General features: G+C 64.6%; 12 protein-coding genes. 11 read left to right on the forward strand and 1 reads right to left on the reverse strand.

Annotation, left to right across the window (positions count from 1 at the left end; genetic code table 11):
• The first annotated feature begins 111 nt into the window (after positions 1 to 111).
• The gene (locus AC0L3B_RS02885; RefSeq protein WP_018458680.1) at positions 112 to 1,044 is read left to right on the forward strand and encodes an N-carbamoyl-D-amino-acid hydrolase; all 933 of its coding nucleotides are present in this window, start codon (positions 112 to 114) and stop codon (positions 1,042 to 1,044) included.
• A 5-nt stretch (positions 1,045 to 1,049) separates the two neighbouring features.
• Positions 1,050 to 1,718, forward strand: coding sequence for a flavin reductase family protein (locus tag AC0L3B_RS02890; protein WP_026233636.1), 669 nt, complete (start codon positions 1,050 to 1,052; stop codon positions 1,716 to 1,718).
• On the opposite strand, the gene AC0L3B_RS02895 is transcribed toward AC0L3B_RS02890, so the two are convergent.
• A complete protein-coding gene (locus tag AC0L3B_RS02895) occupies positions 1,715 to 2,377 on the reverse strand; it encodes an aspartate/glutamate racemase family protein (RefSeq protein WP_094183570.1) in 663 nt (220 codons plus the stop codon). The genes AC0L3B_RS02890 and AC0L3B_RS02895 overlap by 4 nt on opposite strands.
• Positions 2,378 to 2,433: 56 nt before the next feature.
• On the opposite strand from AC0L3B_RS02895, the gene hydA reads away from it, so the two are divergent.
• The 9 genes from hydA (at position 2,434) to AC0L3B_RS02940 (ending at position 14,132) form a co-directional block, all read left to right on the forward strand.
• Positions 2,434 to 3,903 (forward strand): dihydropyrimidinase, encoded by a 1,470-nt coding sequence (gene hydA, locus AC0L3B_RS02900; RefSeq protein WP_026233637.1) that lies wholly within the window; start codon positions 2,434 to 2,436, stop codon positions 3,901 to 3,903.
• Positions 3,904 to 3,919: 16 nt separating this feature from the next.
• Positions 3,920 to 4,894: an NAD-dependent epimerase/dehydratase family protein gene (locus AC0L3B_RS02905; RefSeq protein ID WP_018458684.1), complete on the forward strand. Its 975-nt coding sequence runs from the start codon at positions 3,920 to 3,922 to the stop codon at positions 4,892 to 4,894.
• Between the two features lies 1 nt (position 4,895).
• Positions 4,896 to 5,645 (forward strand): SDR family oxidoreductase, encoded by a 750-nt coding sequence (locus AC0L3B_RS02910; protein WP_018458685.1) that lies wholly within the window; start codon positions 4,896 to 4,898, stop codon positions 5,643 to 5,645.
• Positions 5,642 to 7,078, forward strand: coding sequence for an NAD(P)-binding domain-containing protein (locus tag AC0L3B_RS02915; protein WP_085352388.1), 1,437 nt, complete (start codon positions 5,642 to 5,644; stop codon positions 7,076 to 7,078). Before AC0L3B_RS02910 ends, AC0L3B_RS02915 begins: the two co-directional genes overlap by 4 nt.
• A gap of 119 nt (positions 7,079 to 7,197) precedes the next feature.
• Positions 7,198 to 8,817, forward strand: a complete 1,620-nt coding sequence (locus tag AC0L3B_RS02920; RefSeq protein ID WP_085352389.1) for an ABC transporter substrate-binding protein — start codon at positions 7,198 to 7,200, stop codon at positions 8,815 to 8,817.
• 25 nt (positions 8,818 to 8,842) lie between these two features.
• Positions 8,843 to 9,877 (forward strand): ABC transporter permease, encoded by a 1,035-nt coding sequence (locus AC0L3B_RS02925; RefSeq protein ID WP_085352448.1) that lies wholly within the window; start codon positions 8,843 to 8,845, stop codon positions 9,875 to 9,877.
• Complete coding sequence (locus AC0L3B_RS02930) at positions 9,874 to 10,722, forward strand: ABC transporter permease (RefSeq protein WP_027569265.1); 849 nt, start codon at positions 9,874 to 9,876, stop codon at positions 10,720 to 10,722. Before AC0L3B_RS02925 ends, AC0L3B_RS02930 begins: the two co-directional genes overlap by 4 nt.
• Positions 10,719 to 12,389 carry a nickel ABC transporter ATP-binding protein NikE gene (gene nikE / locus AC0L3B_RS02935; protein ID WP_473379971.1) on the forward strand — a complete coding sequence of 557 codons (1,671 nt, stop codon included), beginning with the start codon at positions 10,719 to 10,721 and terminating at the stop codon, positions 12,387 to 12,389. The genes AC0L3B_RS02930 and nikE overlap by 4 nt, the downstream gene beginning before the upstream one ends.
• A 141-nt stretch (positions 12,390 to 12,530) precedes the next feature.
• The gene (locus tag AC0L3B_RS02940) at positions 12,531 to 14,132 is read left to right on the forward strand and encodes an ABC transporter substrate-binding protein (RefSeq protein WP_085352391.1); all 1,602 of its coding nucleotides are present in this window, start codon (positions 12,531 to 12,533) and stop codon (positions 14,130 to 14,132) included.
• Positions 14,133 to 14,148: the final 16 nt, after the last annotated feature.

Consider the following 14,148-nt stretch of genomic DNA (forward strand, 5'->3'; position numbering starts at 1 on the left):
CCGATGTGCAGGCGCCGGCTGGCAAGTCCGGGCGATGCTGCGTTATGCTGCGCGCGCCGGCACGTGCTTGAAACTGTAGCTTAGCTCAAAGACATCACCAGGAAATCGCTGATGCGTATCGTCAATGTTGCCGCCGCCCAGATGGGCCCGATCCAGAAAGCGGACAGCCGCGAGGCCGTGGTCAAGCGCATGATCGCGCTGATGGATGAGGCCAAGAGCAAGGGCGCCGACCTAATCGTCTATCCGGAACTGGCGCTCACGACCTTCTTTCCGCGTTGGTACGTGGAGGACCGGGCCGAGTTCGACAATTGGTTCGAGCGCGAGATGCCGAACGCGGCGACGAAACCGTTGTTCGAGCGCGCGGCGCAGCACCAGATGGCGATGAATTTCGGCTATGCGGAGCTGACGCCGGACGGGCATCATTTCAACACTGCTGTTCTCACCGACAAATCCGGCAAGATCGTCGGCAAATATCGCAAGATCCATCTGCCGGGCCATGTGGAATACGACACCAAGCGCTCGCACCAGCATCTGGAGAAGCGCTATTTCGAGCCGGGCGATCTCGGCTTCAATGTCTGGCGCGAGCTGGGCGGCATCATCGGCATGGCCATCTGCAACGACCGGCGCTGGCCCGAGACCTATCGCGTGATGGGCCTGCAGGGCGTCGAGATGGTGCTGATCGGCTACAACACGCCGTCGGTGAATGCGGAGAGGAGCGATGAAGGCGTCGAGAAACGGTTGTTCCATAACCGCCTCTCGGCGCAGGCCGGCGCCTATCAGAACGCGACCTGGGTTGTCGCGGTGGCCAAGGCCGGTAACGAGGACGGACACCCGCTGTTCGGCGGCAGCCTGATCGTCGATCCCAACGGCGAGATCGTCGCCGAAGCGAAGACGGAGGAGGACGAACTGCTGGTCCATCCTTGCGACCTCGATGCCACCACCTTCGGCAAGACCACGATCTTCAATTTCGCGCAGCACCGCCGCATCGAGCATTACGGCCTGATCACCAGCCGTACCGGCGCGGTGCCGCCGCCGGAGACGTGACGTCGATGACTGGCCAGAGCACATCCGGCATATCCTTGCGCGAGCTCGATCCGCGCGACCGCTACAAGCTGCTCTGCGGCGTGGTGGTGCCGCGGCCGATTGCGCTGGTGACGACGCTCGATGCCAACGGGGCGGTCAACGCCGCGCCGTTCAGCTTCTTCAACGTGTTTTCGGAGACTCCGGCGCTGATCGTGCTCGGGCTTCAGCACAAGCCGGATCACAGCCCGAAGGACACCACCCGCAACATCCATCGCGACGGCGAGTTCGTCGTTCACATGGTTGATGAGGCGCTCTCCGCGGCGATGAATGACTGCGCGGTCGATTTCCCGTCCGGTGACAGCGAGGTCGCCGCGGCAGGGCTGGCGACGCTTCCCTCTGTAGACGTGAAGGTGCCGCGCCTCGCCGCGGCACCCTTTGCGCTCGAATGCCGGCGCCATGTCGCCCTAAATTTTTCGCCCGATCGCGAACTGCTGGTCGGCGAGGTGCTCCGGGTTCACGCCCGCGAGGGCCTCGTCGACGAGGCCAACATGTATGTCGATCTCGACGCCTACCGGCCGATCGGCCGCATGTTCGGCAATCTCTACACGACGCAGCGGGATACGTTCGCGCTTGTCCGGGAGAGCCACGCGCAATGGCTCGCGCGGCAGGACGCCAAAGAGCTGAAGGACGCCTAGTGGTTCGAGAACTGCACCGTACCCAGCGCCATGGTGACGGCCGCCTGTGTCGGGTCGATCACGGCAATGCCGAGCGCCTCTTCCAGCGGGCGGCGGTGCCGTGCCATGCCGGCGCAGCCCATCACGATGGCACGGGCGCCGTCCTCGTCGCGCAGCGCGCGGCCGATTTCGATCATTTTGGCCAGCGTGCCTTCGCCCGAGGCGGTTTCCGCGACGCTCATGTTGAGCGGCCGCTCGCCGGCAAGACGTTCGGTCAGTCCCATCTGCCTGAGATAGCGCATGTGACGCGGGATCGAGCGCTGGGCGATCGCGATGACGCCAAAGGTCTCGGCGCGGGCCATCGCGGTCAGCACGCCGCACTCGGCAATGCCGAACACGGGCCGGTCGGTGCCTTCGCGACAGACCTGAAGCCCGGGATCGCTGTAGCAGGCGATGACAAAGGCCGCCGAGCTGTTGTCGCCCTCGACCAGCCGGCGCAGCGGCATGGCGACGCCATCGACATCGGCCTGGCTTTCGATGCCGAAGGGACCCTCGGCCAGCGTCTGGCAGACCAGTTCCGGCCCGCCCTCGAAACCGAGCGGCTTCAGCGCGTCCTCCAGCCCTCGCGTGACCGCAGGGTTGGAATTTGGATTGATGACGAGAATGCGCGGTCGGGACATGCTGGTCTTCCTGCAAAATTTCGATCACTTAACTTGAGCCTATCATGGAGTGCCTCATGACTGAACCCGCTTACGACCTGATCATTCGCGGTGGGCGCGTCGCGACGACGACCGACGTCTTTGAAGCCGATGTCGCCATCTCCGGTGAGACCATCGCCGCTATCGGCCGCGGGCTTCCGGCTGCGAAGCGCGAGATCGACGCGCGCGGGAAACTCGTTCTACCCGGCGGCGTCGACAGCCACGCCCATATCGAGCAATTGTCCGCTGCCGGCATCATGAACGCCGACACCTTCGAGAGCGCGACCGTCTCGGCGGCCTTCGGCGGCACGACCACGGTGATCCCGTTTGCGGCCCAGCATGTCGGCATGAAGCTGCCGCAGGTGGTGGAGGATTATCACGCCCTCGCCAAGAAGGGCGCAGTGATCGACTACGCCTTTCACATGATCATTGCGGATGCGACCCGGGAAACGGTCGAGGAGCACATTCCGGCGCTGGTGAAGCAGGGCCACGCCTCGATCAAGATTTTCATGACCTACGACCGGCTCAAGGTGGATGATGAGCCGCTGCTGGACATCCTTCTTGCCGCGCGCCAGTCCGGCGCGATGTTGTGCGCCCATGCCGAAAACCACGGTATCATCGCCTGGATGGTGAAGCGCCTGCTCGCGCGCGGCTACACAATGCCGAAATATCACGCCGTCAGCCACGCCCGCGTGTCGGAGGCGGAAGCCTTTACCCGGTTGATCGGCATGGCTGCGCTGATCGACCAGCCCATCATGATCTTCCACGTCTCCACCGCCGAAGGCGCCAAGGTGATCCGCGATTCGCGCGGGCAGGGGTTGAAGGTGTTTGCCGAGACCTGTCCGCAATACCTGTTCTTCACCGCAGCCGATCTCGACAAGCCCGAGGTGGAAGGAGCCAAGTGGATGTGCAGCCCGCCGCCGCGGACGCATTCAGACCAGGAGGCGCTGTGGCAGGCGCTGTCGCTCGGCGATCTCCAGACCATCTCGTCGGATCACGCGCCGTATCGCTATGACGAGACCGGCAAGCTGCGCGCCGGCCCCAATCCGAACTTCAAGCAGGTCGCGAATGGCCTGCCGGGATTGGAGCTGCGCCTGCCGCTGCTGTTCGACGCGATGGTGTCGAACGGGCGGCTGGGCCTGGAAAAGTTCGTCGAACTGACGTCGACGGCGCCGGCCAAGATTTACAATCTGCATCCGCGCAAGGGCTCGATCGCGGTCGGCGCCGATGCCGATATTGCAATCTGGGATCCTAATCGCGAGGTCGAGATCGCCGATGAGATGATGCACGACCTTGCCGGCTACACGCCGTTTGCAGGCCGCAAGCTGAAGGGCTGGCCGGTGTCGGTGCTGTCGCGTGGCCGAGTGATCATCGATGGCAACAAGTGCCTCGCGAGCGCAGGCAGCGGCCAGTTCCTGGCACGCAGCGGCGGCGAGGCGGCCATGCCGACGGGGCGGCTCGTGGCCGACATGGATCCCGAGCGCAATTTCGGAGCGAAGCTACTGTGACGGTGGATCGCGCGCGATGAAGATCGTCATCTTCGGCGGCACCGGCTTTGTCGGGCTCAATGTTGCGGAGGCGCTGCTCGCGCGCGGCCATGACGTGACGCTGTACGACCGTGCAGAGTTGCCGCCATCCGCGCGGCGGTCTCTTGCCGACTACGGCGCACGGCTCAAAGCGGTGCAGGGCGATATCACCGACGCAGATGCCATCGATGCCCTCATCGCCGAAGGAGTTGATGCGATCGTGCTCGGCGCGGCCATCACCGCCGGTGATGAACTGGAGAGGGCATCGACCGCGCGCGTTCTCGAGATCAACGTGATGGCGCAGATCCCGATCCTGCTCTCCGCGATCCGGCATGGCGTGCGCCGGGTCGTCAATCTCTCCTCGGCATCGGCCTATGGCGCCGCGGGCGCGCGGGTCGAGATTCTGGACGAGGACACGCCTTGCGATCCGGTCTCGTTCTACGCGATCAGCAAGTTCACATCGGAGCGATCGGTTGCGCGTCACGCCGAGCTCTTCGGCGGTGATTTCCTAAATGTGCGGCTGAGCGCGCTATTCGGACCGTGGGAGCGACCGAGTTCCGTGCGCGACACGCCAAGCCTCCAGTTCCAGATCTTGGCCGCGTTCGCGCGCGGCGAGCCGGCGATCATGCCTGAAGCGGGCATGCGGGACTGGATCTACGCGCCGGATGCGGCCGAGGCCGTCGCACTGCTGATCGAAGCCGAGCGGCCGCGCCACCGGCTCTACAACATCTCCCGCGGAGAACTTTGGCCTGCGCTGCAATGGGGCGAGGCCTTTGCGGCGTTGCATCCCGGCCTGGAGTGCCGGGTCGCGGCGCCCGGCGAGAAAACCGTCATCAAGCTGCATGGGCCCTATCGCGCGCCGCTGTCGGTGAACCGGATGGCGGATGAATTCGGCTGGCGCGCGCAGTTCGGCTGCGCCGAGTCGGCGGCCGCGATGAGCGCCTGGTTGACGCAGCATAAGGAGTGGATCTGAGATGCGGCTGCAGGGGCGCACGGCCATCATCACGGGCGCAGGCTCCGGCATCGGCCGCGCCAGTGCAAAGCTGTTCGCGGAAGAGGGCGCACGTCTTGCTCTGGTCGATCGCGATCCAGCCGGACTTCAGGAAACGTTGAGCTTGGTCGGCGAGGCCATGACGCATATTGGCGACGTCGGCGATGCCGATTTCGCCGAGGCGGTGGCAAATGATGTGGTAGCACGGCACGGCCAGCTCGATATCCTGATGACTGCCGCTGGCTTCTCCTGTGGCGGCACCGTGTTGACAACGGACCCCGCCGATTGGGATGCGGTGTTCCGCACCAATGTCGGCGGCACCTGGCTGTGGGCGAGGGCAGCCGTGCCGCAGATGCAGCGGCAGAACAGCGGTTCGATCATCACGCTGGCGTCGCAGCTTGCGATTGCCGGCGGCAAGGGCAACAGTGCCTATATCGCCGCCAAGGGCGCGATTGTCAGCCTGACCCGGACGATGGCGGTGGATTTCGCGGCGGACGGCATTCGCGTCAACGCCATCGCGCCCGGTGCGATCGACACGCCGATGCTTCGCCGCAGCTTTGCCCGCCACGCCAATGCGGACGAGGTGCGCGAAGCCTCCCGCGACCGCCATGCCATGAAGCGGTTCGGCCAGGCCGATGAGATCGCGCAGGCCGCGCTCCACCTCGCAAGCGATGCCTCCTCATTTACGACCGGCACCGTGATGGTGGTCGACGGAGGCTGGCTTGCGGCATGAGTGATGCGCTGACAGAGCTCGAAATGGACGTTCGCGCCGATCTCGCGCGGATCGCGCATCCCGGTGCCGCCTGGCTCGAACCGAAGACGGGACCGGATGGCAAGCCGGCGCTGGATGTGCTCGTGATCGGCGCCGGCCAATCCGGCATCGCCATCGGCTTCGGCCTGCTGCGCTCCCGCGTCAGCAACATCCTGCTGCTGGACAAGGCCGAGGAGGGGAAGGAGGGGCCATGGCTCGCCTATGCCCGCATGCCGACGCTGCGCAGCCCGAAGGACTATACGGGACCTGACCTCGACATCCCCAGCCTGACCTATCAATCCTGGCATGAGGCCCGCTTCGGCACGGAGAGCTGGCAGACACTCGACCTGATCCCGCGCGGCCACTGGGCTGAGTATCTGCTCTGGCTGCGGCGCACAGTCGGCTTGCCGGTGCGCAACGGGAGCGAGCTTCTGGAAATCCGGCCGGCGCGGGATGGTTTGCTGGCCGCACGCGTGAAACGTGGCGATGGCGTCGAGACACTCCATGCGCGCAAGATCGTGCTTGCGACGGGGCAGGAGGGGATGGGGAACTGGATGATCCCCGAGCCGCTGAGCCATCTGCCCATGAGCTCGGTCGCAACCGTCGCCGACGACATCGACTTCGAAAACCTTCGCGGCAAGCGCGTCGCCGTGATCGGTGCCGGCGCATCTGCCTTCGACAACGCAGCAACCGCGCTGGAAGCGGGCGCGGCGGAGGTGCACCTGCTGTGTCGTCGTGCGCAGATCCAGCTGATCCAGCCCTATCGCTGGCTGACTTTCCGCGGCTTCCTCCGCCATCTCAGCGATCTCGACGATGCCTGGCGGTGGCGCTTCATGCGCACCATCCTCGACATGCGCGAAGGCTTTCCGCAGGCAACTTACGATCGCTGCGCAAATCACGCCAATTTCACATTGCACGAGGGCGCCCCGATCGAGGCGGCCCGCGAGACCGATCGTGGTGTGGAATTGCAGACACCGCGCGGCGCCATACCTGCGGATTTCGTCATCTGCGGCACCGGCATCGACATGGATTTTTCCGGCCGTGGCGAGTTGCGCGCATTTGCCGGCAATATCGCAACCTGGGCCGACCGCTACCAGCCCCCGGAGAGCGAGCGCAGCGCGCGGCTCGGTCGCTTTCCCTATCTCGCCGACGATTATGCCTTCACCGAGCGTGTCGCGGGCGATACGCCGTGGATCTCGAATATCCATCTCTTCGCCATCGCCTCCACCATGAGTTTCGGTCCGTCGGGATCGTCGATCAACGCGATGACGACCGCGGCGCCGAAGCTGGTGAATGGCCTGACGCGCGGCCTGTTTCGTGCCGATGTCGAACGGCATTGGGCCTCGCTTCGCGCCTATGACGTGCCGCAGGCCGTGGTGACGCGGCCAGCGCGAAACTTGGAGGAATCGCGATGATCGTCCATGCGCCGCCGCGACAAAGCGTCCACAAGAGCGCATCAAGAGACTGGCGCGCAACTTGCTTCTTTCTTAACCTGTCCTGTCGGCGTTCTTGTCGAAAATTTTGGGGAAAACGAATGCGTTTTGTGTCTTTCAGGATGGCATCCTCCGTGCTCGCCACCACTGCGCTTCTGCTTGTCGCCGCTGCGCCTGCGCAAGCGCAAACCAGGGCGGAGACGCTGCGCTATGTCACCGGTGCATCGGTCAACACGCTCGATCCCAACATCCCGGGCTCGACGCGGGAATCCTTCGCACTGAGCATGAGCACTTACGACCGCCTTGTGGCGTTCGGCCGCAAGCAGCTCAACGGCAAATGGGTGTTCGATCTCGACAAGATCACCGGCGAGCTCGCCGAATCCTACGACGTCAGTCCGGACGGACTGAAGCTGACGTTCCGTCTGCGCAAGGATGCTAAGTTCCAGGACGGCTCGCCCGTGACCGCCGAGGACGTCAAATGGTCGCTGGATCGCTGCGTCACCGCGCCGATCCTCGGCAAGGCACAATTGCTGACGGGATCATTGACGTCGGCTGACCAGTTCAAGGTGATTGATCCCCTCACAATCGAAGTGACGCTGCCGAAACCCGACAAGCTCGCGCTGCCGAATCTCGCGACCGTCTACCCGCTGATCATCAACTCGAAAGTCGCCAAGGAGCATGCGACACCAGAGGATCCATGGGCCACGGCCTGGCTGAAGGAGCACACCGCCGGCAGCGGTGCTTATGTCATCGAGAGCTTCAAGCCCGGCGAGCAAGTGATCATCAAGCGCAACGAGGATTGGAACCGCGGCTCGCCCGACAAGCCGGCGTTCTTCAAGCGCGTAATCGTGCAGTCCGTGCCGGAGCCCGCGACCCGCGCCAATCTTGTCGAGCGTGGCGATGCCGATCTCGTCGTTGATCTCCAGGCCAGCGACGTGCAATCGCTCGAAGCCAAGGGCAAGCTCAAGGTGATCTCGACGCCGCAATACAATTCGATCACCTTCGTCTCGATGAACAACCAGATCCCGCCTTTCGACAACGTCAACGTCCGCCGCGCCGTCGCCTTCGCGCTGCCCTATGAGGACATGTTCAAGGCTGCCCTGTTCGGTCGCGGAGCCCCGCTGTTCGGTGCGACTTGGCCGGATGGCAAGCCGTTGAACGGCATCTATCCGTTCCAGGCGCCGGTGAAGACCGATCTCGACAAGGCGAGGGAGTATCTGAAAGCTGCTGGACTCCCGGAGGGTTTTTCGACCACCTTCAGCTTCAACGTCGGCCAGGCCTCGACCGCCGAGCCGATGGCGGCCCTCGTGAAGGAATCGCTTGCCAAGATCGGGATCAAGGTCGACATCCAGAAGCTGCCGGACGCGCAGATGTCGACGCAGATCAACGAGAAGAAGCTGCCCTTGTTCACGGAAGGCATCGTCGCCTGGCTGCCCTCGACCGATTACTTCTACCGCAACTTCTACACGGGCAATCAGCGCTGGAATTACAGCTCGATCAACAATCCGGAGCTGGCGACGATCGCGCAGGAAGCGCGCTTCGAGCCCGACAAGGCCAAGTACGAGGAGGATGGCCGCAAGCTCAACGCGATCCATTTCAGCGAGATGCCGCAGATCCCGCTGTGGCAGCCGAACCAGGACGCCGTGATGGCCTCGTCGATCGAGGGCTATACCTACGAGTTCCATCGCCAAGTGGATTATCGGGACGTCAGCCGCAAGTGATCTCGACATGCAAGGGCTCTGAATGGTGATGACAGGTCTTGGTGCGACGGTGGCGCGGGCGGGGAGGCGGCTTCTGTCGTCGCTGCCGGCGTTGTTCGGCGTGCTGGTCTTCACCTTTCTACTGATGCGGGTCCTCCCCGGAGATCCCGCGGTGTTCTTCGCCTCGGGGCCCAATGCCGGCAAGGAAGAGATCGAGCAGATCCGCAAGCAGATGGGGCTCGACAAGTCGGTGCCGGAGCAGCTCGTGTTCTATCTGTCCGATGTCGGGCACGGCAATCTCGGCCGCTCCATGATGACCGGCCAGCCGGTCCTGAAGGACCTTCGCGAACGGCTGCCGGCCTCGCTGGAGCTCACCTTCACGGCGCTGCTGATCGCGCTGATCGCGGCGGTCCCGCTCGGCGTGGTCGCAGCCTTGAAACCGGGATCGCTGGTCGATCACGGCGTGCGGCTGTTCTGTGCGCTCGGCGTCTGCGTGCCGACCTTCGTCTCGGGCCTGCTGCTGATCTATGTGTTCTACTATCTGCTCGGTCTTGCGCCTGATCCGACCGGGCGGATCGACGTCTTCACCTCACTGCCGCCGCAGCGCACTGGGTTCCTGTCGATCGATTTCCTGCTCGGGGGGGACATCGAAGGCTGGTGGGCGGCCTGCAAGCAGTTGATCCTGCCGGCGCTGAGCATGGCCCTGTTCGTCATCGCGCCGCTGGCGCGGATCACACGTGCCTCGATGCTGGTCTCGCTCGGTAGCGATTTCGTGCGCACCGCGCGCTCCGTCGGATTGTCCTGGCAGAAGGTCGTCGTCACCTATGCGCTGCGCAATGCGATCCTTCCCGTCATCACCATTGCCGGCATCGTGTTCTCGACGATGCTTGGCGCCAATGTCCTGGTGGAGAAGGTGTTCTCTTGGCCGGGCGTTGCCTCCTACGCGCTCGATGCGCTGCTGTCGTCCGACTATGCGCCGGTGCAGGGATTTGTGCTGCTGATGGCTGGCATCTTCGTGCTGGTCAATCTGGTCGTCGATATCTGCTACGGCATCGCCGATCCCAGGGTGTCGATCGGATGACCAGCGCAACCCTCCGCCATTCGGTCTGGATTTTGCGCGGCAACCCGCTGACCGGCGTCGCCGCGGCCGGTGTCCTGCTGTTCGTCCTGGTCGCGATCTTCGGACCGTGGCTCGTGCCCTATGATCCCATCGTCTCCAATGTCTCGGAGGCCTTGCAGCCGCCGAGCGCGGCGCACCTTGCCGGCACCGACCAGCTCGGGCGCGACGTGTTCAGCCGCCTCGTCGTTGCGGCACGGCTCGACCTGGCCATCGCGGTCTCGGCGGTCGGCATCTCCTTCGTGATCGGCGCCGTCGTGGGCTCGTTCTGCGGCTATGCCGGCGGCAGGCTCGACCGCTCGGTCGGCCGCTTCGTCGATGTCATGATGGCCTTTCCGCTGTTTGTGCTGGCGATGGCGATGGTTGCGGCGCTCGGCAACCGGATCGAGAACATCGTCATTGCGACCGCGATCATCAATCTGCCCTTCTACATCCGCTTCGCCCGTGCCGAGGTCAACGTCCGGCGCAATGTCGGCTGGGTGGAGGCGGCGCGTTCCTGCGGCGAGAGTCATTTCTCGGTGGTGCTGCGCTTCCTGTTGCCGAACATCCTGCCGGCGATGGCGGTGCAAATCTCACTCAACCTCGGCTGGGCGATCCTGAACGCCGCCGGTCTTTCCTTCATCGGCCTTGGCGTCAAGCCGCCGACCCCGGAATGGGGCATCATGGTCGCGGAGGGGGCGCGCTTCATCTCGACGGGGCGGTGGTGGCTGGTGGCCTTTCCGGGCCTCGCGTTGATGATGGCCGTGCTGTGCTTTAACCTCCTCGGTGACGGGATGCGGGACATTCTCGATCCGCGCATGCGCACATGAGCGAGGAATTGCTCAGGATCGACGACCTCCACGTCGAATTCTCGACGCGACGAGGGATGGTCGAGGCCGTGCGCGGTGTGACGCTCACGGTCGAAGCCGGCGAGATGCTTGGCCTCGTCGGCGAAAGCGGCTCTGGCAAGTCGGTCACCGGTTTTGCCACGACGCGGCTGCTCGATGCGGCCGGCCGCGTCACCGCAGGCAAGATACTGTTTCGCGGGCAGGACGTCACAAAACTCAGGGGTGACGATCTCCGGCAGCTCCAGGGCGCCGCGATGTCGATGATCTTCCAGAACCCGCGGGCGGCGCTCAATCCGATCCGCGCGATCGGTTTGCAGATCGCGGACGCGATCCTCACGCACAAGCGGATATCGAAGGATGCCGCCCGCGCCGAAGCGCTGGAGCTGTTGCGCGCCGTCCAGATCCGCGACCCCGAGACGCGGATGAACGCCTATCCGCACGAACTCTCGGGCGGCATGTGCCAGCGTGTCATGATCGCGATCGCGATTTCCTGCAATCCCGCGCTGTTGATCGCCGATGAGCCGACGACCGGACTCGATGTCACCACGCAGAAAGTGGTGATGGACCTCCTGGCGGAGATTGCCGCCGCGCGCGGCATGGCGACGATCCTGATCACGCACGATCTCGGGTTAGCGGCGCGATATTGCCGCCGTATCGCGGTGATGGAACGCGGCCGCATCGTCGAAGAGGCAAGCCCCAGGACGCTCTTCGGCGCGCCGCAGCACGCCTATACCAGGCGTCTGGTGGCGGCGTCGCCAACCGCGACCTCCCGGATTGAGGATCTCGTGACGGAAGAGGAGCGGGAAGGCTACGCGGCTGTCATCGGCAGGCCCAGACGGGAGCCCGTCCACGGGACTCCGCCGCTGCTGGAAGTGCGCAAGCTCGCAAAACGCTTCGACGAGGGCGCTGCGGCGGTGGCGGACTTCTCGATGACGATGGCCGGCGGCGAGAGCGTCGGCCTCGTCGGTGAATCCGGCTCCGGCAAGAGCACGACGTCGCGCATGATCTGCCGCCTGATCGACCCGAGCGAGGGCGAGATCGTGTTCGACGGCCAGGCGATCGGCCATGTGGCGTCGCGCGACTTTCACCGCTCGCAGTTCCGCAAAGATATCCAGATGGTGTTCCAGGACCCGAACGAGAGCCTCAATCCGCGCTTCACCGCCTTCGACTGCATCGCCCATCCCCTGATGCGGCTCGATCGTATGCGTGGGGGCGATGCGCTGCGCAACCGGGTGGAAGACTGCGCCGATCGCGTGGGGCTGCCGCTGGATCTGTTGCCGCGCTTTCCGCATCAGCTCTCCGGCGGCCAGAAGGCGCGCGTCGGCATCGCCCGTGCCATCGCCTGCCGGCCGCGCCTTCTGGTGCTGGACGAGCCGACCGCTGCGCTCGACGTCTCCGTTCAGGCCGTGGTGCTGCAACTGCTCGACCGCCTGCGGCGCGAGAACGACATCGCGCTGCTGTTCGTCAGCCACGATCTCAACGTGGTGCGGATGCTCTGCGACCGCACCATCGTGCTGCGCAATGGCGGCATCGTGGAGCAGGGCGAGAGCCGGGCGTTGTTCGACAATCCCAAGACCGACTACACGCGCAAGCTGGTCGAGGCGATCCCGCATATCGAGACCGGCCCGGTGCTGGCGGCCGCGCTTTGAGGTCTCGACTGGCCCAGCTAGTGCGGATATCGCGCTGGCGAAGGTCTGGTTAGTGGCATACCATTTGCACGCCAATGAGCTCTGGTTTCACCTGTTCTTGGCCAACGATGGCCGGCATCACGGCACTATTGGGAGGATTTCATGGATCGCAGGACCGTATTGAAGGGACTGGCCGGCGCGGGCGGTCTGGCATTGAGCGGCCTCTCGGCCCCGGCGATCGCACAAGGCGCCTCCGCGCGCACCCTGCGCTTCGTGCCGCAAGCAAACCTTGCCAATTTCGACCCGATCTGGGGCACGCAATATGTCGTGCGCAATGCCGCCGCGCTGGTCTGGGATACGCTCTACGGCGTCGATTCCGCGCTGCAGCCGCAGCGGCAGATGGTCGAGGCCGAGGAAGTGACCGACGACGGCACCACCTGGACGTTCAAATTGCGGCCGGGGCTCAAATTCCATGACGGCGAGCCGGTGCTGAGCAAGGACGTCGTTGCGAGTCTCACTCGCTGGGCGGCACGCGATCCGATGGGGCTGATGCTCAAGGCGCTGCAGCAGGAACTCACCGCTGTCGACGACCGCACCTTCAAATGGGTGCTGAAGCAGCCGTTCCCGAAGATGCTCTATGCGCTCGGCAAGAACAACTCGCCTTGCGCCTTCATCATGCCGGAGCGCATCGCGCAGACCGACCCGTTCAAGCAGATCGGCGATTATGTCGGCTCGGGGCCGATGAAGTTCGCCAAGGGTGAGTGGGTCCCGGGCGCCAAAGCCGTGTTCGAAAAATTCGCCGACTATGTGCCGCGGCAGGAGAAGGCATCGTGGCTCGCCGGCGGCAAGCAGATGCTGCTCGACCGCGTCGAATGGATCGTGATGCCGGATCCGGCGACCGCCGCGGCCGCGTTGCAAAACGGCGAGATCGACTGGTGGGAGAACCCCATCGCGGACCTCGTCCCGGTCCTGAAGAAGAACAAGAACATCAGCGTCGACATCGGCGATCCCCTCGGCAATGTCGGCTCGTTCCGCATGAACTTCCTGTATCCGCCCTTCAACGACGTGCGGGCGCGGCGCGCAGTGCTGATGGCGATGAGCCAGGAAGACTATATGCGTGCGCTCGTCGGCGACGACAATTCGCTGTGGAAGTCGCTGCCGGGCTTCTTCACGCCCGATACGCCGCTCTACACCGAGGCGGGCGGCGAAGTCTTGAAGGGCAAGCGCGATCTCGACGCCGCCAAGAAGCTGCTCGCGGAGAGCGGCTATTCCGGCCAACCGGTGACGTGCCTGGTGGCGCAGGACCAGCCGATCACCAAGGCGTTCGGCGATGTGACCGCCGATCTCTTGAAGCAGCTCGGCATGAATGTCGATTTCGTCGCGACCGATTGGGGCACGGTCGGCTCCCGCCGCGCGCAGAAGACGCCGCCCGGACAGGGCGGCTGGAACATGTTCCACACCTGGCATGCGGGCTCGGACTGCATCAATCCGGCGCCCTACACCGCCATTCGCGCCAACGGCGACAAGGCGTGGTTCGGCTGGCCGAGCAGCCCCGGCACCGAGAAGGAGGTCACGTCCTGGTTCGAGGCCAAGAACCTCGACGAGGAGAAGGCCGCGGTCGCTCGCCTCAACAAGGTCGCGCTCGAGGACGTCGTCTACGCGCCGACCGGCTTCTTCCTCAGCTACACGGCCTGGCGCAAGAACGTCTCCGGCATCACGAAAGGGCCGCTGCCGTTCTTCTGGGGCGTGTCGAAATCCGCATGACCCTGCGCTGAAGCCA

The organism is Bradyrhizobium sp. Kon56 (assembly GCF_055807635.1).